The organism is Nocardioides imazamoxiresistens, from assembly GCF_032378595.1.
Classification (GTDB): domain Bacteria; phylum Actinomycetota; class Actinomycetes; order Propionibacteriales; family Nocardioidaceae; genus Nocardioides; species Nocardioides imazamoxiresistens.
On sequence record NZ_JAVYII010000002.1, the window covers coordinates 232,784 to 257,185 of the forward strand.

Below are 24,402 nucleotides of genomic sequence, written 5' to 3' on the forward strand. Positions count from 1 at the left end.
GTCAGAGCGTCTTGCCGACGTACGCGATCAGGTCGGCGAGGCGGTTCGAGTAGCCCCACTCGTTGTCGTACCAGCCGGCGACCTTGACCTGGTTGCCGATGACCTTGGTCAGCGGCGCGTCGAAGATGCAGGACGCCGGGTCGGTGACGATGTCGGACGACACGATCGGGTCGGTCGAGTAGCGCAGCACCTTGCCGTCGGCGGCGGCGCGGACGGCCTCGTTGACCTCCTCGACCGACGTCTCGCGGGACGCCTCGAAGGACAGGTCGGTCAGCGAGCCGGTCGGGGTCGGCACGCGCAGCGCGTACCCGTCCAGCTTGCCCTTGAGCTCGGGGAGCACCAGGCCGATGGCCTTCGCTGCGCCCGTCGAGGTCGGGACGATGTTGAGCGCGGCCGCGCGGGCACGACGCGGGTCCTTGTGGATGTTGTCCTGCAGGTTCTGGTCGGCCGTGTAGGCGTGGACCGTGGTCATGAGGCCCTTGTTGATGCCGACGGCCTCGTTGAGGGCCTTCGCCATGGGCGCGAGGCAGTTGGTCGTGCACGACGCGTTGGAGATGACCGTGTGCGCGGCCGGGTCGTACAGCTCGTGGTTCACGCCGTAGACGATCGTGATGTCGTCGTTGGTCGCGGGCGCCGAGATGATGACCTTCTTGGCGCCGGCCTCGACGTGGGCCTTGGCCTTCGTGGCGTCGGTGAAGAAGCCGGTCGACTCGACGACGACGTCGACGCCGATCTCGCCCCACTTGAGGTCCGCCGGGTTGCGCTCGGCGAACGCGTGGATCTCCTGGTCGCCGACCACGATCGCGGACTCCGTCGACGACACGTCGGCGTCGAGACGGCCGAGGATCGAGTCGTACTTCAGCAGGTGGGCGAGCGAGGCGTTGTCGGTCAGGTCGTTGACACCGACGATCTCGATGTCGAGACCGGAGGCCCGGACGGCACGGAAGAAGTTGCGGCCGATGCGGCCGAAGCCGTTGATACCTACGCGAACAGTCACTGCTTCTCGACTCCTAGGGATCGGACCCGGGACAGGACCCGGCTCTCGGTGGCGGGCTTGCCGCGTCAGACCCTACCGCGCAGCCCCCGCGACCCAGCGGGGGTCTCGGTTCACGCCTCCTCGGCGAGCATCTCCGCGGTCAACGACGACTCCGTGTCGGGGATCCCGAGCTCCTCGGCGCGCTTGTCCGCCATCGCCAGCAGCCGCCGGATGCGACCTGCGATCGCGTCCTTCGTCAGCGCCGGCTCGTGCAGCTGGCCCAGCTCCTCGAGGGAGGCCTGCTTGTGCTCGAGCCGCAGCGTGCCGGCGAGCTTGAGGTGGTCGGGGGCCTCCTCGCCGAGGATCTCCATCGCCCGCTCGACACGGGCCCCGGCGGCGACGGCCGCGCGGGCGGAGCGGCGCAGGTTCGCGTCGTCGAAGTTGGCCAGCCGGTTGGCCGTCGCCCGCACCTCGCGCCGCATCCGGCGCTCCTCCCAGGCCATCAGCGCCTCGTGGGCGCCGAGCCGGGTCAGCAGCGCGCCGATCGCGTCGCCGTCGCGCACCACGACGCGGTCGACGCCGCGGACCTCGCGGGCCTTGGCCTGCACGCCGAGACGTCGCACGACCCCGACGAGGCCGAGGGCGGCCTCCGAACCGGGGCAGGTCACCTCCAGCGAGGACGAGCGGCCGGGCTCGGTGAGCGAGCCGTGCGCGAGGAACGCTCCGCGCAGGGCGGCGACGGCGTCGCAGGCGCCGCCCGCCACGACCTGGGGCGGCAGGCCGCGCACCGGCGCGCCGCGGGAGTCGAGGAGCCCGGTCTGGCGCGCCAGGGCCTCCCCGTCGCGGGCCACGCGCACGACGTAGCGGCTGCCCTTGCGGATGCCGTTGCCCTGCACCAGCACGACGTCGGAGTCGTGGCCGTACACGTCCTTGATGTCGCGGCGCAGGCGGCGAGCGACGGCACCCGTGTCCAGCTCGGCCTCGACGACGATGCGTCCGGAGACGATGTGGAGACCGCCCGAGAAGCGGAGCAGCGTGGTGACCTCGGCCTTGCGGCAGCACGTCTTGGTGATGCGGGTGTTGGAGAGTTCAGCCTTCACCTGTGCCGTCATCGCCATGCGCGACATCCTGCCACGCCGCGCGACACGCCGATGACCGGAAGCCGGCGTTCTCGCTCACGCCATCAGCGTGCGGAACACCTGGGCCAGCCGTGCGGGGTCGTGACGGGGGCTCCCGTCGTCCGCGGCGACGTCCGCCACCACCAGGCGCGCCCCCCAGTCGGCGACCGTCCGGGTCAGGCCCGCGGCGTCCGCCACCGTGCGCGGGTCGGCGACCACCGTGTCGATGCGCAGGTCGGGAGCGTGCTCGAACAGCGCGGCGAGGTGGTCCTCCGGGCCGTAGCCCGCGGTCTCCCCCGGCTGTCCCTCGAGGTTCAGCACGACCGCCAGCCGTCCGCGGGACCCGACGAGCGCGCGCCGCAGCTCCGGCACCATGAGGTGCGGGATGACGGAGGTGTACCAGGAGCCCGGCCCCAGCACGACCCAGTCGGCGTCGCGGACCGTGGCGACCGCCTCGGGGCACGCCTGCGGGTCCGGAGGGTCGAGCTGGATGTTGACGATGCGCCCGGCGCTGCTGGCGACCTCGACCTGCCCGCGTACGCGCTCGACCGCGCCCGGCGTGCCGTCCGGGCCATCGGGCCGCCGCACGTCGGCCGTGATGTCCAGCGGCGTGACGGCCATCGGCAGGACGCGCCCCCGCGCCCCCAGGAGCCGGCCCACCCAGTCGAGCGCGCTCACCTCGTCGCCGAGGAGCTCCCACAGACCGACGATGAGCAGGTTGCCGATCGCGTGGCCGCGCATGTCGCCGTCGCCGGCGAAGCGGTGCTGGAGCACCTCCGCCCAGGTGCGGCCCCAGTCGTCGTCCCCGCAGAGCGCGGCGAGCGCCATCCGCAGGTCCCCGGGCGGCAGGACGCCGAACTCGCTGCGCAGCCGCCCCGACGAGCCACCGTTGTCGGCGACCGTCACCACGGCGGTGAGGTCGCCCACGACCTCGCGCAGCGCGGCCAGCGACGCGTACAGGCCGTGGCCGCCCCCGAGGGCCGCGACGGCGACCCCGGGGAGGTCGGCCTGTCGGGGACCGAGCGGGACGGCCGTCTCCCCGAAGGAGCTCACTCGCGCCCGAGGTCGCGGTGGATCGCCCGCACCTCGTGTCCTCGCTCGCGCAGACGGGCGGCGATCTCCTCGGTCATCGCCACGCTGCGGTGCTTGCCGCCGGTGCACCCGACCGCCACCGTCATGAACCGCTTGCCCTCGGCGAGGTAGCCCTCCGCCACGGTCTCGAGCAGCGGCACGAACTGCTCGAGGAACGGCTCGGCGGCCGGTCGCTCCTTCACGTACGCCGCGACGTCGGCGTCCTGGCCGGTCAGCGGACGCAGCTCGGGCACCCAGTGCGGGTTCGGCAGGAACCGCATGTCGGCCACGTAGTCGGCGTCGACCGGGATCCCGTACTTGAAGCCGAAGCTGACGACCCGCACCTTGAGCCGCGTGGTGTCCGGCGTGCCGAACGCCTGGGCGATCCGCTTCGTCAGCTGGTGCACGTTGAGGCTGGTCGTGTCGATCACGAGGTCGGCCTCGGCGCGCAGCGGCGCCAGGACGCCCCGCTCGCGCTGCAGGCCGTCGAGCAGGCGCCCACCGCCCTGCAGCGGGTGCGGTCGACGGGCCGCCTCCTGGCGGCGGACCAGGACCTCGTCGCTGGCCTCGAGGAAGATCAGGGTCGCCTTGCGGCCCGTCGCTCCCTGGGCGAGGTTCGCCTGCAGGGTGTCGAAGAAGGAGCCGGAGCGCACGTCGACCACGACCGCGATCGGCTGCTGCGCCCCGCTGCGCTCGTCGACGAGACGCACGACGTCGCGCAGCAGCGTGGGCGGCAGGTTGTCGACGACGAAGAAGCCCAAGTCCTCCAGCTCCTTGGCGGCGGTGCTGCGGCCGGCGCCGGTCATGCCGGTCACGACGACGAGCGGCCCGCCCGACGGGGTCGACTCGGGGGCGACGGTCTCCACTAGTCCTCCTCGATCTCGCCGGTCGCGGTGTTCACGCGGACATTCTTGCCCGACGCGCGCCTCGCCGCGTCGTCCTTCGCCAGCGCGTCCTTGATCGAGGCCGCCGTGGCGGGGCCGATGCCCGGCACCTGCGCGATCTCTTCGACCTCGGCCAGCCGCAGCTTGCGCAGGGAGCCGAAGTGTTTGACGAGACTCCGCCGCCGCACCTCGCCGAGTCCGGGCACGTCGTCGAGGACGCTTTCCACCATCGACTTGGAGCGGCGCGAGCGGTGGTGGTTGATCGCGAAGCGGTGCGCCTCGTCGCGGATGCGCTGGAGCAGGTAGAGGCCCTCGGAGGTGCGCGGCAGGATCACCGGGTCCTCGTCGACCTGGCCGTCGGGCGCCAGCACCCACACCTCCTCGAGGCGCTTGGCGAGACCGCAGACGGGCACGTCGTCGATGCCCAGCTCCGCGAGGGCGCGGGCGGCGGCGGCCACCTGGGGCGGGCCGCCGTCGACGACCACGAGGCCGGGGGCGTACGCGAACTTCCTCGGCCGCCCCGTGTCCGGGTCGACCAGCATCGGCCCCGACTCGTCGGTGCCGGGGCGCAGCTCGCTGCGCGACTGCTCGTCGAGCAGCCGGCGGAACCGGCGGGTGATCACCTCGTGCATCGACGCCACGTCGTTCTGGCCCTCGACCCCGCGGATCACGAACCGCCGGTACTCCCCCTTGCGGGCCAGCCCGTCCTCGAAGACCACCATGGAGGCGACGACCTCGGTGCCCTGCAGGTTCGAGACGTCGTAGCACTCGATGCGCAGGGGCGCCTCGTCGAGGCCGAGCGCCTCGGCGATCTCCTCGAGCGCGCGGTTGCGGGTCGTCAGGTCGCTGGCGCGCTTCGTCTTGTGCAGCGCCAGGCTCTGCTCGGCGTTGCGGGTCACGGTCTCGTGCAGCGCGCGTTTGTCGCCCCGCTGCGGCACCCGCAGGCGCACCCGGGACCCGCGCAGCTCGCTCAGCAGCTCCTCGAGGGTCTCGCCGTCGCTGGGCAGCACGGGCACGAGGACCTCGCGGGGGATCGCCTCGCCGGCCTCCCCCGCGTACAGCTGCAGCAGGAAGCCCTGGACCAGCTCCGCGGTGTCGCCGTCGTCGGAGCGGTCGGCGACCCAGCCGCGCTGGCCGCGCACGCGCCCGCCCCGCACGTGGAACACGTAGACGCCGACCTCCAGCGGGTCCTCCGCCACCCCGATCACGTCGGCGTCGGTGCCGTCGCCGAGCACCACCGCCTGCTTCTCCAGCGCCCGCTCGAGGGCGCCGAGGTCGTCGCGCAGCCGGGCCGCGCGCTCGAAGTCCAGCTCCTCGCTCGCCGCGTACATCTCCTTCTCGACCCGCTTGACGAAGGCCGAGGTCTGCCCGCCCATGAACGCGCAGAAGTCGTCCACGATCCGGCGGTGCTCCTCGGGCGAGACCGAACCGACGCACGGCGCGGAGCACTTGTCGATGTAGCCGAGCAGGCACGGCCGCCCCACCTGCTGGGAGCGCTTGAACACCCCGTTGCTGCACGAGCGCATCGGGAAGACCCGCAGCAGCGTGTCGACGGTGTCGCGGATCGCCCAGGCGTGGCTGTACGGCCCGAAGTAGCGGGTGCCGCGCCGCTTGGCGCCGCGGCCCACCATCACCCGCGGGACCTCGTCGGACAGCGTGACCGCGAGCCAGGGGTACGACTTGTCGTCGCGGTACTTCACGTTGAAGCGCGGGTCGAACTCCTTGATCCAGGAGTACTCCAGCTGGAGCGCCTCGACCTCCGTGCCCACCACCGTCCACTCCACGCTGGCCGCGGTGGTCACCATCGTGGCCGTGCGCGGGTGCAGCGCTGAAATGTCCTGGAAGTACGACGACAGCCGCGCGCGGAGGTTCTTCGCCTTGCCGACGTAGACGACGCGACCCTTGGCGTCCCGGAACCGGTAGACCCCCGGCTGGGTCGGGATCTCGCCCGGTCGGGGACGGTAGGTCACCGGGTCTGCCATGCGGTCAGCGCTTCCTGGCCGCGGTGGTCGCCTTCGTGGCGGCCTTCGTCGCCGTCCTCTTCGCCGCCTTCTTCGCGGCCCCCTTCGCCGGCGGCGGGGGCGGGGCCTTGCGCGGCGCGCCGGGCTGCGTCGCCGCTCGACCCTCGAGCAGCGGGGCCAGGAACCGGCCGGTGTGGCTCTCCTCGACGGTTGCCACCTCCTCCGGCGTACCGGCCGCCACGACGGTGCCGCCGCGGTTGCCGCCGTCGGGGCCCATGTCGACGAGCCAGTCGGCCGTCTTGATGACGTCGAGGTTGTGCTCGATCACCAGGACCGAGTTGCCCTGGTCGACGAGGCGGCCCAGGACGGTCAGCAGCCGACGGATGTCCTCGAAGTGCAGCCCGGTGGTCGGCTCGTCGAGGACGTAGACGGTGCGCCCGGTGGAGCGGCGCTGCAGCTCGGTGGCGAGCTTGACGCGCTGGGCCTCGCCGCCCGACAGGGTCGTGCCGGGCTGGCCGAGCCGCACGTAGCCGAGCCCGACCTCGAGCAGCGTCGCGAGGTGGCGGTGGATCACCGGGACGGCCGCGAAGAACTGCTCGGCCTCCTCGATCGGCATGTCGAGGACCTCGGCGATGGTCTTGCCCTTGTAGTGCACCTCGAGGGTCTCACGGTTGTAGCGCGCCCCGTGGCAGACCTCGCACGGCACGTAGACGTCGGGCAGGAAGTTCATCTCGATCTTCAGCGTGCCGTCACCGGCGCACGCCTCGCAGCGCCCGCCCTTGACGTTGAACGAGAAGCGGCCGGGCATGTAGCCGCGCACCTTCGCCTCGGGGGTCGCGGCGAAGAGCTTGCGCACGTGGTCGAAGACGCCGGTGTACGTCGCGGGGTTGGACCGCGGGGTGCGGCCGATGGGCGACTGGTCGACGTGGATCACCTTGTCGACGTGCTCCGTGCCCGTGATCTTGCGGTGCCGGCCCGGCACGGTCTTCGCGTTGTAGATCTGCTTGGCCAGCGACGTGTAGAGGATGTCGTTGACCAGCGTGGACTTGCCCGATCCGGACACACCCGTCACGGCGACGAAGACGCCGAGCGGGAAGCTGACGTCGATCCCGCGCAGGTTGTTCTCCCGCGCGTCGACGACGGTGAGCTCGCGGCCCACCGTGCGCGGGCGGCGCACCTCCGGCACCGGGATCTCGCGCCGGCCCGACAGGTACTGGCCCGTGATCGAGTCCGGGTGCGTGTAGAGGTCGGCGACGGTGCCGGAGTGCACGACCTGCCCGCCGTGCTCGCCGGCGCCGGGGCCGACGTCCACCACCCAGTCGGCGACGCGGATCGTGTCCTCGTCGTGCTCGACCACGATGAGCGTGTTGCCGAGGTTCTTGAGCCGCAGGAGCGTCTCGATGAGCCGCTGGTTGTCGCGCTGGTGCAGGCCGATCGACGGCTCGTCGAGCACGTAGAGGACGCCCACGAGGCCGGCGCCGATCTGCGTGGCGAGCCGGATCCGCTGCGCCTCGCCGCCCGAGAGCGACCCGGAGGGCCGGTCGAGGCTCAGGTAGTCGAGACCGACGTCGAGCAGGAACCGCAGCCGCTCCTGGATCTCCTTGAGCACGCCGGCGGCGATCTGGCGCTCGCGGTGCCCCAGCTCGAGGCCGTCGAGGAACGCGGACGCCTCGTTGATCGGCAGGCGGCAGACCTCGGCGATGTTGCGACCGCCCACCGTCACGCCGAGGACGACCGGCTTGAGGCGCGCGCCCTGGCACTGCTGGCACGGGACCTCGCGCATGAAGCCCTCGAACCGCTCGCGGCTGGTCTCGGACTCCGACTCGCGGTGGCGCCGCGCGACGTAGGCGCGCACGCCCTCGAAGTCGGCGTAGTAGGACCGCTCGCGGCCGTAGCGGCTGCGGTGGCGCACGTGGACCTTCGCCTTGCGGCCGTCCAGCACCACCCGACGCGTCGTGGCGGGCAGCTCGTCCCACGGGGTGTTGAGGTCGAAGTCCATCTCGTCGCCGAGGGCGGCGAGCAGGCGCAGGTAGTAGTCGGCGACGTGCGCGCCGGTCCACGGGGCGAGGGCGCCCTCTCCGAGCGTGGCGGTCGGGTCGGGCACGACCAGCTCGGGGTCGACCTCCATCCGCACGCCGAGGCCCGAGCAGACCGGGCAGGCGCCGTAGGGCGAGTTGAACGAGAACGAGCGCGGCTCGAGCTCGTCGACCTCGAGGGGGTGCTCGTTGGGGCAGGCGAGCTTCTCGGAGAACCGCATCTCGCGGCCCGCGTCGTCGTCGGGCAGGTCGACGAAGTCGAGCACCACGAGACCGTTGGCCAGCCGCAGGGCGGTCTCCACCGAGTCGGTGAGCCGCTGCTTCGAGGACGCCTTGACCGAGAGCCGGTCGACGACGACCTCGATCGTGTGCTTCTTCTGCTTGTCGAGCTTCGGCGGCGTGTCCAGCGGGTGCGTCTCGCCGTTCGTGCGGGCCCGCGAGAACCCCTCGGTCTGGAGCTGGCGGTACAGCTCCAGGTACTCCCCCTTTCGCCCGCGCACCACCGGCGCCAGCACCTGGAAGCGGCGGCCCTCCTCGAGGCCCAGCACGCGGTCGACGATCTGCTGCGGCGTCTGCCGCTCGATCGGCGCCCCGCACGTGGGGCAGTGCGCCGTGCCGGCCCGCGCGTACAGCAGCCGCAGGTAGTCGTAGACCTCGGTGATGGTGCCGACCGTCGAGCGCGGGTTGCGCGAGGTCGACTTCTGGTCGATGGAGACCGCGGGCGAGAGACCCTCGATGAAGTCGACGTCCGGCTTGTCCATCTGGCCGAGGAACTGCCGCGCGTACGCCGAGAGCGACTCGACGTAGCGGCGCTGGCCCTCGGCGAAGATGGTGTCGAACGCGAGGCTCGACTTGCCCGACCCCGACAGTCCCGTGAAGACGACGAGGCTGTCGCGGGGCAGGTCGACCGAGACGTCCTTGAGGTTGTGCTCCCGTGCGCCCCGGATGATGAGCTGGTCGGCCACAGTGGTCCTCTGCTTCGCGGAGAGTGAGGTGCGGGGCGTCCCTCGCCCTCGCACAAGTGTTCGACATCGACCGCGGATCGCGCAAGCCGACGCGCTGGGGCCACCTTCTCACCGCGCACAACCGCGCGGCCCGCCAGGTGGGCGCAGCCCCTACGATCGACCACCATGAGCGACACGCACGAAGGACCCGGGTACGACGGCAAGGTCACCCCCGGCGGGGCGCCGCAGGTCCGCGAGCTCGAGGGCCTGCGGATCACGAAGGTCGCGGTCGACCCGGAGATGTCGAACAACGCGTACCTGCTGACGTGTACCGCCACCGGCTCGCAGCTGCTGGTGGACGCGGCGGCCGAGCCGGGCACCCTGCTCCCCCTCCTGGGCGAGGCCGGGCTGGAGGCGGTCGTCACCACGCACCAGCACTGGGACCACCACCGGGCGCTGGCCGAGGTCGTGCGCGCCACCGGCGCCGCGACGCTGGTCGGCGCCCCCGACGCGGCCGCGGTCACCGAGCAGACCGGCGTGCCCGTGACGCGGCCGCTGCAGCACGGCGACGTCGTCGAGGTCGGCCGGGTACGCCTCGGCGTGATCGCGCTGGCCGGCCACACGCCCGGGTCGGTCGCGCTCGTGCACGACGACGGCACCGGGGCGCCCCACCTGTGGACGGGCGACTCGCTGTTCCCGGGTGGGGTGGGCAGCACCTTCGGCGACGCCGACGCGTTCCGGCAGCTGATCGACGAGGTCGAGACCAAGGTGTTCGGCACGCTGCCGGACAGCACGTGGTTCTACCCCGGCCACGGCGACGACTCGACCCTCGGCGAGCAGCGTCCCCACCTCGCCGAGTGGCGCGAGCGCGGCTGGTAGGTCGGGCCTCAGCGGGTCTCAGCGGGCCTCGGCCGACTCCTCGGCGAGCAGGCGGGCGTACCGGCCCTCGTGGAACAGCAGTGGACGGGTGCCCTCCGCTCCCCGCGCCACCGCGCGTACCCGGCCCACGACCACGTCGTGGTCGCCGCCGTCGTGGACGGCCTGCACCGTGGCCTCGACGTGGGAGAGCGCGCCGGCGAGCCGTGGCGCGCCGGTGACGCCGGCCTCCCAGGCGACGTCGCGGAACCGGTCGCCGCGTCCGGCGGCCATGGTGGCCGCCAGGTCGGCCTGGTCCGCGGCCAGCACGTTGGCGCAGAAGCTCCCGACCCGGCGCACCCGCGGCCACGTGCGGGACGTGCGCGCGGGGCAGAACAGCACCAGGGGCGGACGCAGGGACAGGCTGGAGAAGGACTGCACGGTCATCCCGACGGGCTGGTCGCCGTCGAGGGCGGTCACGACCACGACCCCGGTGGCGAAGGTGCCCAGCACGTCACGGAACCGGGTCGGGGCGACGTCGCGGGGGATCACCGGGTCATTGTGTCCGCCCACTGGGTGACCCGCGGGTAACTTGCCGTGCGGCGAGCCCCTACAGTCGGCGTCGTGGGAATCCTCCGCCGTCAGCTCGCGCTCGCCGCGCTCAACGCCAACGCCTTCCGTCCGCCGCACGGCCTGCGCTCCGGCATGTACGCCTTCGCCGCCGGCTGGCTCACCACGGAGCTCGCCCCGCAGCTGCTCGGGCTGACCGCGTTGGACGCGGCGACCCACGCGCGGCCGGGGCCCGGGGGTCGTACGCCGACCCGCACCGCGGGCCTCGCGCTCGCGGCGGTCAACGCCACGGCGCTCGGCGTGATGGTCGCCCAGGCGCACGGGGCGCGACGGCGCGTCGAGGACGCGCTGGTCGAGTCGCTCGGCGTCGACTACGTCGAGCAGCTGGACCAGCAGCCGACGCCCGCCGACCGGGCCCTGCCGTGGCGCCAGCTGGCGATGCCGTTCCGCGTGCGCACGCCGGGGGTCCACGTCGAGCGCGACATCGCGTACGCCGACGCCGGCCGCCGCACCATGCTCGACGTCTACTCCCCCACCGAGCCGGTGCACCCGGACGGTGCCCCGGTGCTGATCCAGGTGCACGGCGGCGCGTGGCGCGTGGGCAGCAAGGAGACCCAGGCGGTGCCGCTGATGCAGCACATGGCGGCGAAGGGCTGGGTCTGCGTCGCGATCAACTACCGGCTCGCCCCGAAGGACCCGTGGCCGGCGCACATCATCGACGTCAAGCGCGCGATCGCGTGGGTGCGCGAGCACATCTCCGCCTACGGCGGCGACCCGTCCTACCTCGCCATCACCGGCGGCTCGGCCGGCGGCCACCTCACCGCGCTCGCCGCGCTGACGCCCGGCGACCCGGCGTACCAGCCCGGCTTCGAGGACGCCGACACGCACGTCGACGTCGCGGTCCCGCACTACGGCGTCTACGACTTCGCCGGCGCGACGGGGCTGCCGCGGGCCGTGCGGATGCGCGACCGGTTCCTCGGCCCGCTGATCCTGAAGAAGCGCTTCCGCGAGGACCCCGAGGTGTTCGAGGCCGCCTCCCCCCTGCTGCGGATCACGCCCGACGCCCCGGACTTCCTCGTCCTGCACGGCACGGCTGACAGCCTCGTCGACGTCGAGCAGGGTCGGCTCTTCGCCCGGCGGCTGCGCGAGGTCTCACGCCGCTCGGTGGTGTACGCCGAGCTGCCCGGCGCCCACCACGCCTTCGACACCATCCCCTCGGTCCGCAGCGCCCACGTCGTGCGGGCCGTCGACCGCTACCTGCACTGGCACTGGAACGGCTGGCGCGGGCGCCCCGTCGGCGAGTCGCCCGCCGAGCTGGCCGAGGAGCAGGCGTGAGCGGGATGCCGCCCGACCTGCTGGAGCACGCGCTCGCGGCGAAGGGGTTCATGCCGCCCGACGAGGGGCTGCTCCTGCACCGCTGGGCGCGCGCCCGGCTGCCCCACGGGCCGGCGCTGGAGGTGGGGTCGTACTGCGGGAAGTCGGCGATCTACCTCGGCGCAGCCGCGCGGGAGGTCGGCGGCACCGTGGTCACCGTCGACCACCACCGCGGCTCCGAGGAGAACCAGGCGGGGTGGGAGCACCACGACCCCACGCTGGTCGACGCGACCTCGGGCCTCATGGACACCCTCCCGACCTTCCGACGCACGCTGGAACGCGCCGGGCTCGAGCACCTCGTCGTGCCCGTCGTCGGCCGGTCGACGACCGTGGCGGCGCTGTGGCGCACGCCGCTGTCCCTGGTCTTCGTGGACGGCGGCCACGCCGCCGAGCACGCGCACGCCGACTACACCGGCTGGGCCCCGTGGCTGCAGCGCGGCGGGGCACTGGTGATCCACGACGTGTTCCCCGACCCCGCCGACGGCGGACGGCCGCCGTACGACGTCTACTGCCGCGCGCTCGAGTCCGGCGACTTCGCCGAGGTCGAGGCCCTGGGCTCGATGCGCGTGCTCGAGCGGGTCGGCGGCGACGCCGGGGACCCCGTGCGCTGAGCCGGGCCCCCCCACCTGAGGCGGGCCGGGCGGGCCAGGCGGGCTCAGCAGCCGCAGCCCGGCGCGGCCAGCTCCGCCGGGTGCGGGCCGAACGTCGAGCCGTGCATGATGTCGGCGCCCGGGGTGGTGCCGCTCAGCTGGTCGGCCGCCAGCACCACGGCCGCGGCCGTGTACGTGGTGTGCTCGTGCGGCCAGTACACCTCGTCCGGCCACACCCAGCCCGTGAAGTAGTGCCCCTCCTCGGTGCGCAGGTGCTGCATGTCGGCGAAGAGCTGCAGCGCCTTCCCGCGCTCGCCGGCGGCGTCGAGCGCCATCACCAGCTCGCACGTCTCGGCGCCCGTCACCCACGGGTTGGTGTCGACGCAGCGGATCCCGAGGTCGGGCACGACGAAGTCGTCCCAGCGGCCGGCCAGGCGCTCACGCGCGGCGTCGCCGCGCACCGCGCCGCCGAGGACCGGGTAGTACCAGTCCATCGAGAACGTGCGCTTGTCGAGGAACAGGTCCTCGTGCCGGCGCACGGCGTGCCGCAGCCGGCCGGCGGCGAGCTCCCACTCGGGCTGGGCGTCCCCGACGAGACCCGCGAGGGCGATGCCCGCGCGCAGCGACTGGTAGGTGCTCGACGAGCCCGTCAGCAGCGCCTCCGGTCGGGCCGCCCCCGGCGCGCCGTCGACGCGGTCCTCGATCCAGGCCACGCCACCGAACGGCAGCTGCAGGCGGACCACGAAGTCGAGCGCCGCGCGCACCGCGGGCCAGGCCCGGTCCACGAACCCCCGGTCGCGGCGTACCAGCCAGTGGTGCCAGACGCCGACGGCGACGTAGGCGGTCATGTTCGTCTCCGCCGCGTCGTCGACGACCTCGGCGCCCACCACCTTGACCGGCCACGTGCCGTCGGGGCGCTGCGTGCGCAGCAGCCAGTCGTACGCGGCGTGGGCCGCGGCGACCTCGCCGCCCACCAGCAGGGCCATCGCCGCCTCGGTGTGGTTCCACGCGTCGGTCTTGTCGCCGTGCGTCCAGGCGATCGCGCCGTCGGGGTGCTGCATCGACGCGATCGAGGCCGCGGTGCGCCGCACGTCCGCCGACGTCAGCACCCCGGCGACGGCCGGCACCTCGTGCAGCCCGGTGCCCGGCGTGCCGCTGGAGGCGCTCACGCCCCGGGCTTGCGGAAGTAGAGCACCAGGCTCTTGCCGATGAGGGGGTCGAGCACGCGCCCGGCGAGCTGCAGGGCCCGCGGCTGCTTCATGATCTCCCACACCAGCAGCCGGTGGTACGCCTTGGCGAGCGGGTGGTCGTCGTTGCGCACGCCGACCGCGCACTTGATCCACCAGTACGGCGTGTGCAGGCCGTGCGCGTAGTCCTTGCCGACGAGCTCGAGGCCGGCGTTCGTGACCTTGGTGACGAGCTCCTTGTCGGTGTAGATCCGGATGTGGCCGCCCGGCACGTCGTGGTACTCCTCCGAGAGCCGCCAGTTGACGATCTCGGGGAACCAGCGCGGCACGGAGACCGCCAGCGTGCCCCCGGGGCGCAGGACGCGCACCAGCTCCTCGATCGCCTGGATGTCGGCGGGGATGTGCTCGAGCACCTCGGCGGCCACCACGCGGTCGAACTCGCCGTCCGCGAACGGCAGGCCCAGCGCGTCGCCCTCCTTCACGTCGGCCTCGGCGCCCGCAGGCACCTCGCCGGCGGCGAGCATCGCGCCGAAGAGGTCCCGGACCCCGGCGAGCTCGTCGGCGTCCTGGTCGAACGCCACGACGTCCGCGCCGCGGCGGTACATCTCGAAGGCGTGGCGGCCCGCGCCGCAGCCCATGTCCAGCACCCGCTCGCCGGGCTGCAGGCCCAGGCGCTCGAAGTCGACGGTCAGCATCCCTGCGTCCTCTCTGCGCCGCGCGTCACGGCGATCACGTCCTCGTACGCCTGCGCGGTCGCCCGTGCGACCGCGCGCCAGCTGAACTCCGCGAGCGCCCGCTCGCGCCCGGCCCGCCCCATCCGCTCGCGGCGCTGCGGGTCGTCGAGCAACGCCGCGAGCGCCTGCTCGAGCTCGCCGACGTCGCCGGGCGTCACCAGGTCCGCGCACAGCCCGTCGGGCCCGGTGACCTCGGGGATCGCCCCGGCGCGCGAGGCGACCAGGGGCGTCGCGCAGGCCATCAGCTCGGCGGTGGGCAGCGAGAAGCCCTCGTAGAGCGAGGGCACGCAGGCCACCTCGGCGGAGCCCATGACCCGCACCAGCTCCTCGTCGCTGACCCCGTGCACGAACCGCACGTGCTCGCCGATGCCGAGCTCCGCGACCAGCTGCTCGGTGCGTCCGCCCGCCTGCGGCTTGCTGACCAGCACCAGCTCGACGTCGCGCTCGGTGCGCAGCTTCGCGAAGGCCTCCAGCAGCGTGCTGATGCCCTTGAGCGGTGCGTCGGCGCTGGCCATCGCGAGGATGCGGCCCGGCACCCGCGGCGTGGTCGGGGGGACGAAGACGTCGTCGACGCCGAGCAGGACCACGCGCAGGCGTTCGGGGTCGACGCCGAAGTCGGCGACGATGTCGCGCTTCGACGACTCCGAGGGGGTCAGCACGAGGGTGGCCTTGCGCGCGACCCGGCCCTGCATCCGCAGGAAGCCGTACCACCGCCGCAGCGAGAGCCGGCGTCGCCACGACGTGGCGGCCTCGAGGTCGATGCGGCGGTCGAAGGTGATCGGGTGGTGGATCGTGGTCAGCACCGGGATGCCGTCCGCGGCCAGGTCACCGATGCCGTAGGCCAGGACCTGGTTGTCGTGCACGACGTCGAAGTCGTCGGCCCGCTGCCGCACGAGGCGTCGCACCCGCTCGCCGAACGTGCGCGGCTCCCCGAAGCCGCCCGCCCACATCGTCACGACCTCGCGCACGTCGGTCAGGTCCCGGATCTCGCCCAGACCGGGCGTACGGAACGGGTCGGGGTCGCGGTACAGGTCCAGGCTGGGCACGGGCGTGAGCCGCACGCCGGGGTCCAGCTCGGGGTAGGGCTGGCCGGAGAAGACCTCGACCTCGTGCCCGAGGGCGACCAGCTCGCGGCTCAGGTGGCGGACGTACACCCCCTGGCCGCCGCAGTGGGGCTTGCTGCGGTAGGACAACAGCGCGACGCGCACCCACGCACCTCCTCGGGACCGACCGGGTGCGGCCGTGGGTTCGACCGCTGCGCTGAGGTTACCGGTGAGTCAGTCGTCGTCGCCGATGAGTTCGTACGCCGTGCCCCCGACGCTGCGGATCCACTCCCCCGTCGCCCCGGCCTTGCGCAGCTTGCGCCGCAGGTTGCCGACGTGGATGTCGAGCAGGAAGTACGACTCGCCGAAGTCCTCGGTCCAGACCTGGCGCACGAGGTCGCGTCGCGACAGGGGCGTGCCGGGCGTGCGCGCCAGGGCCGCCAGGACGGTGACCTCGACCCCGGTCAGGGGCAGCGGGTCGCCGTGGAGCAGCGCCAGGTCGCGGTCGGGGAAGATCGTCAGCCCGCGGCCGCCGTCGACGACCACCGGCGAGCGGGGGCTGCGGCTGGGCACGGGCGCAGCCGCACCGTCGGAGGCGTCGACGGCAGCGGGGGCCGCCGCGGCGGCCGGGCGGGCGCGGCGCAGCACGGCACCGACGCGGGCGCGCAGCTCCTTCGGCGAGAACGGCTTGTCCATGTAGTCGTCCGCGCCGACGTCGAGCCCCGCGAGGCGGTCCGACTCGTCGGTCCGCGCGGTGAGCATGATGACGTACGCGTCGCTGAACTCACGCAGGGCGCGGCACACCTCGGTGCCGTCCATGTCCGGCAGCCCCAGGTCGAGGGTGACCAGGTCGGGCGACTCGGCCCGCACGGTCTCCAGCGCCTGCGCGCCGCTGGTCGCCTCCAGCACGCGGTACCCCGTGTCCCGCAGGACCGTGACGATGAGGAACCGCAGGTCCTCGTCGTCGTCGACCACGAGCACCGTCCGGTCCGAGCCCGGACCTCCCCCTGCTGCCACCTCGACGCCCTCCCGCCAGTCTGGTCCGAACCCGTCACCCCGGGCGTACCCGCCCGTTGTCCGGTGCGACACCGCCGACGACCTGCGACGACAGGCGTGGCGGACGTCGCACGGGACGCGCATCCAGGCTAGCGTGGCGGGGTACCTAACCGCTGGCACCGTCGGAGCCGATTTCGAGGAGCGGGGTTGCATGGACGTGGGGGCCGACCAACTGCGGGACGCGCGCGCGGCGGAGGGAGTCGCGGACGCCGCCGACTACAGCATCGAGCAGCTCGACCGGATCACCCGGATCGCGCGCAAGCTCTTCGACGTGCCGGCCTCGGCGATCACCCTGTTCGACGGTGACCGCGCGTGGTTCCCGAGCTCCCAGGGCATCCCGACGGCGCCCGTGCCGCGCCGCGAGACGTTCTGCCAGACCACGCAGACCCTGGGCGACCTGATGGTCGTGCCGGACGCGCGCGACGACCGCCGGTTCGCCCACCTGCCCGCCGTCCGCGCCGGCACGGTGTTCTACGCGGGACACCCGCTGACCGACCACCTCGGCAACGTCGTCGGCACCCTGTGCCTCTTCGACGACCGTCCGCGCTCGCTGGACCAGGAGCAGCTGGCCGACCTGGCCGACCTCGCGTCGTGGGCACGGCACGAGCTGGTGTCGTCCAGCGAGATGGGCCGTGCCCGCGAGGTGCAGACCTCGCTCCTGCCCGCCGCGCCGATCACCACCGAGGGCTGGCAGGTCGACGGCATGTGCGTGCCGGCCCTCGCGGTCGGCGGCGACTGCTTCGACTACGGGGTCGGCGGCGGGGTCCTGCACCTCGGCGTCGGCGACGTCATGGGCAAGGGCACGAGCGCGGCGCTGCTCGGCGCGGGCGCGCGCGCCGCCATCCGGGCGACGCACGCGGCCGTCACGGCCGGCGCCGACCTGGGGGTCACCGCGACCCAGGTCGCGCGCAGCCTGACCCCGGACCTGGAGCGCGCGGGCGCGTTCCTCACCGTCTTCGAGGCGGCCATCGACCTCGACGACGGGTACGCCCGCTGGGTCGACGCCGGGTCCGGCCTGGCCGCGGTCGTCCGCCCCGACGGCGGGGTCGAGCCGCTGACCGGGGAGGACCGCCCGTTCGGCGTCCTGCCCGACGACCACTGGAGCGAGCACACCACCACCATCGCCCCGGGCGACCGGCTGGTGGTCCTCAGCGACGGGGTGCTCGACCTGCTCGACGCGCCGGAGACGCCGTGGCCGGAGGTCGCGGCGATGGTGAGCGGCAGCGCGAGCCCGGCGGACCTGCTCGCCACGGTCGCCGGGCTGGTGCGGGGTCGTCCGCCCCTGGACGACGTCACGGTGCTCGCCGTCTACCGGGAGGCGGTCGGCGCACGATGACCCGTCGGCTCGTCCTGCTGCGCGTCATCGTCGTCGTGACGGCACTGCTCGGCCTGAACTACATCACCTGGCGCTGGATGTTCTCGGTGCACTGGTCGGCCTGGTGGATCGCCGTGCCGCTGATCATCGCGGAGACCTACAGCCTCATCGACTCGCTGCTGTTCGGGATGGCGATGTGGCGGCTCAAGGAGCGCGGCGAGCCCCCGCCGCCGATCCCGGACGCCACCGTCGACGTCTTCATCACCACCTACAACGAGCCCCTGGAGCTGGTCCGCGGCACCGCGGAGGCGGCCGTGGCCATCCGGCACCCCCACCAGACCTGGATCCTCGACGACGGCAACCGCCCCGAGATGGGGGCGCTCGCCCGCGAGCTCGGGATCGGCTGGATCACCCGCTCCGAGGAGTGGTCGGGCATGCCGCGCCACGCGAAGGCCGGCAACCTCAACAACGCGCTGCTGGCCACCGACGGCGAGTTCCTCCTCATCCTCGACGCCGACCAGGTGCCGAGCCCGGACATCCTCGACCGCACCCTCGGCTACTTCTCCGACGACGAGGTCGCCCTCGTCCAGACGCCGCAGTACTTCGTGAACGTGCCCGAGGACGACCCGCTCGGCAGCCAGGCACCGCTGTTCTACGGCCCGATCCAGCAGGGCAAGGACGGCTGGAACGCCGCCTTCTTCTGCGGCTCGAACGCGGTCCTGCGTCGCGACGCGCTGATGCAGGTGGGCATCGCGCGTTACGTGCACGAGGTCGGCATCGCGGTGGAGCGGGCCCTGCGCTCGGCCCGCTCGGTGGTGTCGCGGGCCCGGAAGGACCTGGGACCGGAGGACGCCGCGGTCGCGTCCGCGCTGGACGAGGTGCTCTACGACGTCGCCCGCGCGCAGCGCGAGATCGAGCGGGGCGGTGCGCTGCTCGACGTGACGTACCGGTTCCAGGGCCGCGTGGCCGAGATCCGGCGCCGGTTGCTGGCCCAGGACCTCCAGCTCGTGGCCGACGACCTCGCGGTGATCGCCCAGCTCGACGAGCTCGCCGGCTCGGACGACTCGCTGGCCACTGTCAGCCTCGAGAGCATCGACCGGGTCACGGCGCGCGACCTGTCCCCGCTCGGCGCCGTCGAGGCGGTCGACGCCCTCGTGCGCTCGGTCGACGTCGACCGCTCCGACGAGGCGCTGCCGGTGATGCCGATGGCGACGATCTCGGTGACCGAGGACATGGCGACCTGCATGCGCATCCACAGCCTCGGCTGGCGCTCCGTCTACCACGACGAGGTCCTGGCGCACGGTCTCGCTCCCGAGGACCTGCAGTCCATGCTGACCCAGCGCCTGCGCTGGGCCCAGGGCACCGCGCAGGTGATGTTCCGGGAGAACCCGCTGGTGCAGAAGCGCCTGCGTTGGCCCCAGCGGCTCATGTACTTCGCCACGATGTGGAGCTACCTGTCCGGCTTCGCCGCCATCGTCTACATCGCCGCGCCGGTGATCTACCTGACCCTCGGCGTGCTGCCGGTGCAGGCGCTGAGCACCGACTTCTTCGTCCGCCTGGTGCCGTTCCTGGTGGTGAACCAGCTGCTCTTCTTCGTCGCCGCGGCGGGCCGGCCGACGTGGCGCGGGCAGCAGTACTCCCTGGCGCTGTTCCCCGTCTGGATCAAGTCGGTGACCTCGGCGTTCGGCAACGTCTTCCTCGGCCGCGACCTCGACTTCTCGGTCACGCCCAAGGTGCGTGCCGAGACGACGGAGCGCCGCTGGGACCTGGTGCGTCCGCAGCTGATCGCCATGGCCCTGCTCGCGGCGGCCGGGGTCGTCGGCATCGTGCGCCTGGCCGTCGGCCAGGCCTCCGTGCTCGGCACCAGCCTCAACCTCGTCTGGGTCGTGTTCGACCTGGTGATCTTCTCGGTGATCGTCCGGGCCGTCCGCTACGACGGATGGCGGCCGGACGAGACCGAGCCTGCTTCCTCCCCTGCCCTGCCCGAAGGAGACCGATGATCGAGATCGACGTACGCACCGAGCGCGACATCGCGGTGGTGGTCCCCCGCGGCCGGCTCAACATGGTCGCGGCGCGCGAGCTGCGCACCACGCTGACCCGCCTGATCGAGGGCGGCAGCACGCGGGTCGTGGTCGACCTGGCCGAGACGACGTTCCTCGACTCCTCGGGGCTCGGCGCCCTGATCAGCGGTCTGAAGTCGGCGCGCCAGGCCGGCGGCGACCTGCGGGTCGCGCGCCCGACGCCCGCGGTGCTGACGGTCTTCGAGCTCACCAACATCGACAAGGTGCTGCGCCCGCGCGCCGACGTGGAGGGCGCGTTCGATGTCTGAGTCGACCGCCGGGGACGACACCCTGCTCGCGCTGCACCTCCCCGCGGCACCCGAGGCCCTCGACACCGCGCACGACGCCTTCGAGGAGGCGTGGACGGAGCACCCCGACGTCGCCGACGACGTGCGGCTGCGGTTCGTCATGGCCACGATGGAGATCCTCGGCAACGTCGTGGAGCACGCGTACGCCCCGGACGTGCGGGCCGACGGTCGGCGGCTCGCGCTGGACGTGACCCGCACCGCCACGGGGCTGGTCGGCACGATCAGCGACAACGGCCAGCCTTTCGCCCTCGACCTGAGCGACGTGGCCATGCCCGGCGTCGACGCCGAGAGCGGACGGGGCCTGGCGCTCGCGCGGGACGTCCTGGACGGTCTGGACTACGAGCGCGTCGAGGGGCGGAACGTCTGGACGCTGCGGTGCGAGGGCCGGTGACCGCCGCCCGGGCCACCGCGACGACCGGGACCACGACGACGGCCCCCACGGCCGGGCACGGTGACGCGCACCGGCGTACCGGCCGGGGGCCGCTGGTCCTGCTGTGCCTCGGCCTGCTCGTCTCCCTGCTGTCCTGGGTCACGCCCGCGCAGGCAGCGGAGACCGACGACGACGCTCCCCCGGCGCTCCCGGCTGCCGGCAGCCCGTGGTTCGGTCCCAGCCTGACGTGGACCGAGGACTCCGCGGCCGACTACGCCGACCGGTTGGGGCAGAGCCCGTCGCTGTACACACAGCGGGTCAACTACCCGCTCGGTGACGACGACGAGACCTACCTCCGCCAGTTCGTCGAGCAGGCGGCCACGCAGGGCGCCGTCGCGGTGGTCAGCCTCGAACCCGTGCTCCCGCTGGGCGAGCTGACCCCGGCGCACGCCGAGGAGCTCGCCGACGAGCTGGTCGAGCTGCACGACGAGCTCGACACCTTCTTCCTCGTCCGGTTCGCGCCGGAGATGAACGGCACCTGGTACGGCTGGGGCCAGCAGCCCCGGGCGTACGTCGAGGCGTTCCGCACGGTCGCCGACGCGGTGCACGACGCGACGCCCCACGCCGCGATGGTGTGGTCGCCGGTGTACGGCGCCGGCTACCCGTACGGCGCCGCCTACGGCGATGTCGACCCCGACCGCGTCGCGGAGACCCAGGAGCTCGACACGAACGGAAGCGGTCGCCTCGACGAGGGTGACGACCCGTACGAGCCCTACTGGCCCGGCGAGGACGCCGTGGACTGGGTCGGTCTGACCCTGTATCACTTCGGGCCCGACCGCGGGCGGATCGACAACGACGTAGAGCTCGAGACCGGCGGCGAGACCGGCGACCTCGAGACCAGCGAGGGCTTCGAGCTGGACCGCGTCGCCGACCCGGACGCCTACCGCCAGCGCCTCGAGGAGCGCTTCAACTACAACACGGGCAACGGGGGCACCCCGTTCTACGAGCGGTTCGCCGAGGGCTACGAGCTGCCGATGCTCGTGGAGACGGGCGCGCTGTGGATCCCCGACGACGCCGGCGATCCCGAGCTCGACATCAAGCGCGACTGGTGGCAGCAGGTCTTCGAGGCGGACGACGACTACCCGCTCGTGCGGGGCATCTCGTGGCTCGAGCAGCGCCGCCCGGAGGCGGAGGCCGGCGACCGCGTCGTCGACTGGCGGGCCACCCGCACCGACGAGCTGACGGAGGCGCTGCGTGCCGACCTCGCCGCGGACGGCGTGACCACCGGCCCCGTGACGCGCGTGCTGGACCAGGACGCGGGCAACACCGCGACCGCGCAGGGCCGGCAGGTCGCCGCCGACGACGTCGGCGCGGAGATGGGCTGGATCGTCTTCTGCGCGGCCGTGCTCGCGATCCTCTTCGTGCTCGCGGGCATCGCGGGCAAGTGGATCCCGTCGTGGCGCTACCCGAACGAGAACGACCCGCGCGACCAGCGCCTCGACCTCTTCCGCGGCTGGATCATCCTCGCCGTGGTGATCACCCACATCGAGGTCACCAGCCCGTACTCCTACATCAGCCTCAACGCGATCGGCGCGATCACCGGCGCGGAGATGTTCGTCCTGCTCTCCGGGATCGTGCTCGGGATGATCTACCTGCCGACGGTGCGCAAGCTCGGCGAGTGGCCGACGGCCGTCGTGATGTGGCGGCGGGCCCGCAAGCAGTACCTCGTCGCGCTGGCCGTCGTCATGATCGTCTACCTGCTCGGCCTGCTGCCCTTCATCGACGCGACCGTCATCACCACGTTCACCGACCGCGGCACCGGCGAGAACGGCGAGGCGGTCACCGGTCAGGTCTACGACCTGTACGCCAACGCGCCGCGGCTCTTCGACTACCCACCGCCGTGGTACGCCGTCCAGCAGTTCCTGCTGCTCGAGATGGGGCCGTGGGTCTTCAACATCATGGGTCTGTTCGTCGTGCTCAGCCTGCTGCTGCCGGTGCTGATGTGGTTCGTCAAGCGCGGCCTGTGGTGGCTGGTCCTGGCCGTCTCGTGGGCCCTGTTCGTGTGGAACTCGATCGACGAGGTGCACGTGCTGCCGTCGCAGTTCGAGGCCGTGTTCCCGCTGCTGACCTGGCAGATCGCGTTCACGCACGGCCTCGTGCTCGGTGTCTACCGCCGCCAGGTCACGCGCGCGCTGGTCAGCCGGGCCGGCAAGATCGCCTGCACGGTCTTCGTGCTCGGCTACGCCGGCAGCCTCGTGTGGCTCTGGCTCGCGCACAGCTACGGCTACTCGGCCTCGCCGTTCCCCGAGGGCGCCTACGGCTGGCTGTACGACAACGCGTACACCCGCGTCTTCCTGCAGCCCGGCCGGCTCGTGGACCTGGCGCTGATGATCGTGGTGGCCTACGCCGTGCTGACGACGATGTGGAAGCCGATCGACAAGGTCGTCGGCTGGTTCTGGACGCCGCTGGGCTCCTCGAGCCTCTACGTCTTCATCGTGCACGTGTTCTTCGTGCTGGCCGTCGGCAACATCCCCGGCCTGGACCGGGGCTCGCTGTGGCAGGGCACGCTGATCCACACCGCCGTGCTCGCGCTGATCTGGCTGATGGTGCGCAAGAAGTTCCTGTTCTCGGTCATCCCGAGGTGAGCGGCGCCTGGTGGTCCTGCTCGGCGCGGTAGCGGGCCCGGGCGTGGCGTCGGTAGCGCCACACCTGGGTCAGCCCCACGCCCCACAGCACGAACTGCAGGCTCATCGCCCAGGTGAACGCCTCCGGCGTGTACGCGGCGCTGTCGCCCGGGGTGCGCCAGTCGAGCACGAGTCCGATGCCCACGACGAGGAGCAGCGTGGCGTAGAACCCGCCCTGGTTGACCAGGCCGGTCGCGCTCGACAGGCGCTCGACGGGGTTGGACGTGCGAGCCACGTCGAAGCCGATCATCGACGCGGGTCCGCCCACGCCGACCACGACGACGAGGACGACCAGCACGGCCAGCGGTGCGTCGCCGGGCCAGGCGAGCACGACGGCCCACGCGAGGGCCATCGCCGCCACGATGGTCATCGCCATCGTGGAGCGCTGCAGCGGGTACGCACCGACCAGCCAGCCCAGCACCGGGCCGGTGGCCATCACCGCCACGATCATCACGGTCAGCAGCACGCCGGCCGTCGCGTCCGAGAGGCCCTGGCCCTGGACGAGGAACGGGTAGCCCCACAGCATCCCGAGCACGTTCGACCCGAACGGCGTCATGAAGTGGATCCACATCCCCAACCGGGTGCCCGGGTGCCGCCACGCCTCCGCGAGCCCGCCCAGCGTCTCGCGCAGGGAGAGCGCCGGCCCGCGCCGTGACCGCTCCCCCGGCGAGTCGTGCACGACGGCCAGCAGCGCGACGAGCAGCACGATGCCGAAGGAGCCGGCCAGCAGGTAGGTGCGCGTCCAGCCGAGCGCCCCCAGCGCGACCGTCATCGGCACCGCCGCGACGATCGCGCCGAACTGGCCGGCGGTGCCGGTGATCTGGGTCATGAACGGCACCCGCCGGGGCGGGAACCAGGACGCCACCAGGCGCAGCACGCAGATGAACGTCAGGGCGTCGCCCATCCCGACGAACAACCGGGCCACCAGCGCCACCGGGTAGGACTCGGCGAAGGCGAAGCCCGCCTGCGCGGCCGTCAGCACCACGAGGCCGGCCGTCAGCACGCGCCGTGGCCCGAAGCGGTCGACGGCCAGGCCGACGGGCACCTGCATCAGCGCGTAGACCAGCAGCTGCAGCATCACGAACGTCGCGAGCTGCGAGGCGTTGATGTCGAAGCGCTCGGTGGCGACGAGTCCGGCGACCGCCAGGGACGAGCGGTGGAAGACGGCGAGGAAGTAGATCGCCAGGCCGATCCCCCACACCGACCAGGTCCTCAGGGCGCCGGCGGGGGCAGGCTCGTTGCTCATTGCAACGAATCCTACGCCCG

At 72.8% G+C, this 24,402-nt stretch carries 20 protein-coding genes; 8 read left to right on the top strand and 12 right to left on the bottom strand.

Annotated features, from left to right (window positions below; translation table 11 throughout):
• Nucleotide 1: 1 nt before the first annotated feature.
• The 6 genes from gap to uvrA form a co-directional block, all read right to left on the bottom strand.
• A complete protein-coding gene (gene gap / locus RDV89_RS05200; RefSeq protein ID WP_315731881.1) occupies nucleotides 2–997 on the bottom strand; it encodes a type I glyceraldehyde-3-phosphate dehydrogenase in 996 nt (331 codons plus the stop codon).
• Between the two features lie 110 nt (nucleotides 998–1,107).
• Entirely contained in the window at nucleotides 1,108–2,094 is a 987-nt protein-coding gene (gene whiA, locus RDV89_RS05205) for a DNA-binding protein WhiA (RefSeq protein ID WP_315731882.1), read from the bottom strand.
• Between the two features lie 57 nt (nucleotides 2,095–2,151).
• On the bottom strand, nucleotides 2,152–3,147 hold the full coding sequence (locus RDV89_RS05210) for a gluconeogenesis factor YvcK family protein (RefSeq protein WP_315731883.1): 996 nt from the start codon (nucleotides 3,145–3,147) through the stop codon (nucleotides 2,152–2,154).
• A complete protein-coding gene (gene rapZ / locus RDV89_RS05215) occupies nucleotides 3,144–4,031 on the bottom strand; it encodes an RNase adapter RapZ (protein ID WP_315731884.1) in 888 nt (295 codons plus the stop codon). Before rapZ ends, RDV89_RS05210 begins: the two co-directional genes overlap by 4 nt.
• Nucleotides 4,031–6,031, bottom strand: a complete 2,001-nt coding sequence (gene uvrC / locus RDV89_RS05220) for an excinuclease ABC subunit UvrC (protein WP_315731885.1) — start codon at nucleotides 6,029–6,031, stop codon at nucleotides 4,031–4,033. Before uvrC ends, rapZ begins: the two co-directional genes overlap by 1 nt.
• 4 nt (nucleotides 6,032–6,035) lie before the next feature.
• Complete coding sequence (gene uvrA, locus RDV89_RS05225; protein ID WP_315731886.1) at nucleotides 6,036–9,011, bottom strand: excinuclease ABC subunit UvrA; 2,976 nt, start codon at nucleotides 9,009–9,011, stop codon at nucleotides 6,036–6,038.
• Nucleotides 9,012–9,176: 165 nt separating this feature from the next.
• Between uvrA and RDV89_RS05230 the strand changes: the two genes are divergently transcribed.
• Nucleotides 9,177–9,869, top strand: coding sequence for an MBL fold metallo-hydrolase (locus RDV89_RS05230; RefSeq protein WP_315731887.1), 693 nt, complete (start codon nucleotides 9,177–9,179; stop codon nucleotides 9,867–9,869).
• Between the two features lie 18 nt (nucleotides 9,870–9,887).
• Here the strand turns inward: RDV89_RS05230 and RDV89_RS05235 are convergent, their stop codons facing one another.
• Nucleotides 9,888–10,397 carry a flavin reductase family protein gene (locus RDV89_RS05235; protein WP_315731888.1) on the bottom strand — a complete coding sequence of 170 codons (510 nt, stop codon included), beginning with the start codon at nucleotides 10,395–10,397 and terminating at the stop codon, nucleotides 9,888–9,890.
• Nucleotides 10,398–10,469: 72 nt separating this feature from the next.
• Between RDV89_RS05235 and RDV89_RS05240 the strand changes: the two genes are divergently transcribed.
• Together RDV89_RS05240 and RDV89_RS05245 are read left to right on the top strand one after the other, a co-directional pair.
• On the top strand, nucleotides 10,470–11,750 hold the full coding sequence (locus RDV89_RS05240) for an alpha/beta hydrolase fold domain-containing protein (protein ID WP_315731889.1): 1,281 nt from the start codon (nucleotides 10,470–10,472) through the stop codon (nucleotides 11,748–11,750).
• 5 nt (nucleotides 11,751–11,755) lie between these two features.
• The gene (locus RDV89_RS05245) at nucleotides 11,756–12,400 is read left to right on the top strand and encodes a class I SAM-dependent methyltransferase (protein WP_315732221.1); all 645 of its coding nucleotides are present in this window, start codon (nucleotides 11,756–11,758) and stop codon (nucleotides 12,398–12,400) included.
• Between the two features lie 44 nt (nucleotides 12,401–12,444).
• Here the strand turns inward: RDV89_RS05245 and RDV89_RS05250 are convergent, their stop codons facing one another.
• The 4 genes from RDV89_RS05250 to RDV89_RS05265 all read right to left on the bottom strand — a co-directional run bounded on the left by RDV89_RS05250 (nucleotide 12,445) and on the right by RDV89_RS05265 (nucleotide 16,360).
• Complete coding sequence (locus RDV89_RS05250; protein WP_315731890.1) at nucleotides 12,445–13,548, bottom strand: prenyltransferase/squalene oxidase repeat-containing protein; 1,104 nt, start codon at nucleotides 13,546–13,548, stop codon at nucleotides 12,445–12,447.
• On the bottom strand, nucleotides 13,545–14,261 hold the full coding sequence (locus RDV89_RS05255; RefSeq protein ID WP_315731891.1) for a class I SAM-dependent methyltransferase: 717 nt from the start codon (nucleotides 14,259–14,261) through the stop codon (nucleotides 13,545–13,547). The genes RDV89_RS05250 and RDV89_RS05255 overlap by 4 nt, the downstream gene beginning before the upstream one ends.
• Entirely contained in the window at nucleotides 14,255–15,508 is a 1,254-nt protein-coding gene (locus RDV89_RS05260) for a glycosyltransferase family 4 protein (protein WP_315731892.1), read from the bottom strand. Before RDV89_RS05260 ends, RDV89_RS05255 begins: the two co-directional genes overlap by 7 nt.
• Before the next feature lie 69 nt (nucleotides 15,509–15,577).
• Nucleotides 15,578–16,360: a response regulator transcription factor gene (locus tag RDV89_RS05265; RefSeq protein WP_315731893.1), complete on the bottom strand. Its 783-nt coding sequence runs from the start codon at nucleotides 16,358–16,360 to the stop codon at nucleotides 15,578–15,580.
• Between the two features lie 190 nt (nucleotides 16,361–16,550).
• On the opposite strand from RDV89_RS05265, the gene RDV89_RS05270 reads away from it, so the two are divergent.
• Genes RDV89_RS05270 through opgC form a run of 5 tightly spaced genes read left to right on the top strand, consistent with a single transcriptional unit; the run spans nucleotide 16,551 to nucleotide 23,097 of the window.
• Complete coding sequence (locus RDV89_RS05270; protein WP_315731894.1) at nucleotides 16,551–17,735, top strand: PP2C family protein-serine/threonine phosphatase; 1,185 nt, start codon at nucleotides 16,551–16,553, stop codon at nucleotides 17,733–17,735.
• On the top strand, nucleotides 17,732–19,714 hold the full coding sequence (locus RDV89_RS05275) for a glycosyltransferase family 2 protein (protein WP_315731895.1): 1,983 nt from the start codon (nucleotides 17,732–17,734) through the stop codon (nucleotides 19,712–19,714). The genes RDV89_RS05270 and RDV89_RS05275 overlap by 4 nt, the downstream gene beginning before the upstream one ends.
• On the top strand, nucleotides 19,711–20,043 hold the full coding sequence (locus tag RDV89_RS05280) for an STAS domain-containing protein (RefSeq protein WP_315731896.1): 333 nt from the start codon (nucleotides 19,711–19,713) through the stop codon (nucleotides 20,041–20,043). Before RDV89_RS05275 ends, RDV89_RS05280 begins: the two co-directional genes overlap by 4 nt.
• Entirely contained in the window at nucleotides 20,036–20,473 is a 438-nt protein-coding gene (locus tag RDV89_RS05285; RefSeq protein ID WP_315731897.1) for an ATP-binding protein, read from the top strand. The genes RDV89_RS05280 and RDV89_RS05285 overlap by 8 nt, the downstream gene beginning before the upstream one ends.
• Nucleotides 20,470–23,097: an OpgC domain-containing protein gene (gene opgC / locus RDV89_RS05290; RefSeq protein WP_315731898.1), complete on the top strand. Its 2,628-nt coding sequence runs from the start codon at nucleotides 20,470–20,472 to the stop codon at nucleotides 23,095–23,097. The genes RDV89_RS05285 and opgC overlap by 4 nt, the downstream gene beginning before the upstream one ends.
• Here the strand turns inward: opgC and RDV89_RS05295 are convergent.
• Nucleotides 23,084–24,382 carry an MFS transporter gene (locus RDV89_RS05295; RefSeq protein ID WP_315731899.1) on the bottom strand — a complete coding sequence of 433 codons (1,299 nt, stop codon included), beginning with the start codon at nucleotides 24,380–24,382 and terminating at the stop codon, nucleotides 23,084–23,086. The genes opgC and RDV89_RS05295 overlap by 14 nt on opposite strands.
• Between the last annotated feature and the right edge of the window lie 20 nt (nucleotides 24,383–24,402).

What these genes read in the sequence shown, in the direction of transcription:
- RDV89_RS05280 (WP_315731896.1), top strand. Translation starts at nt 19,711, where the DNA reads ATGATCGAGATCGACGTACGCACCGAGCGCGACATCGCGGTGGTGGTC.
- uvrC (WP_315731885.1), bottom strand. Translation starts at nt 6,031, where the DNA reads ATGGCAGACCCGGTGACCTACCGTCCCCGACCGGGCGAGATCCCGACC.
- RDV89_RS05285 (WP_315731897.1), top strand. Translation starts at nt 20,036, where the DNA reads ATGTCTGAGTCGACCGCCGGGGACGACACCCTGCTCGCGCTGCACCTC.
- RDV89_RS05245 (WP_315732221.1), top strand. Translation starts at nt 11,756, where the DNA reads ATGCCGCCCGACCTGCTGGAGCACGCGCTCGCGGCGAAGGGGTTCATG.
- RDV89_RS05230 (WP_315731887.1), top strand. Translation starts at nt 9,177, where the DNA reads ATGAGCGACACGCACGAAGGACCCGGGTACGACGGCAAGGTCACCCCC.
- RDV89_RS05270 (WP_315731894.1), top strand. Translation starts at nt 16,551, where the DNA reads ATGGACGTGGGGGCCGACCAACTGCGGGACGCGCGCGCGGCGGAGGGA.
- RDV89_RS05295 (WP_315731899.1), bottom strand. Translation starts at nt 24,382, where the DNA reads ATGAGCAACGAGCCTGCCCCCGCCGGCGCCCTGAGGACCTGGTCGGTG.
- RDV89_RS05255 (WP_315731891.1), bottom strand. Translation starts at nt 14,261, where the DNA reads ATGCTGACCGTCGACTTCGAGCGCCTGGGCCTGCAGCCCGGCGAGCGG.
- RDV89_RS05275 (WP_315731895.1), top strand. Translation starts at nt 17,732, where the DNA reads ATGACCCGTCGGCTCGTCCTGCTGCGCGTCATCGTCGTCGTGACGGCA.
- whiA (WP_315731882.1), bottom strand. Translation starts at nt 2,094, where the DNA reads ATGGCGATGACGGCACAGGTGAAGGCTGAACTCTCCAACACCCGCATC.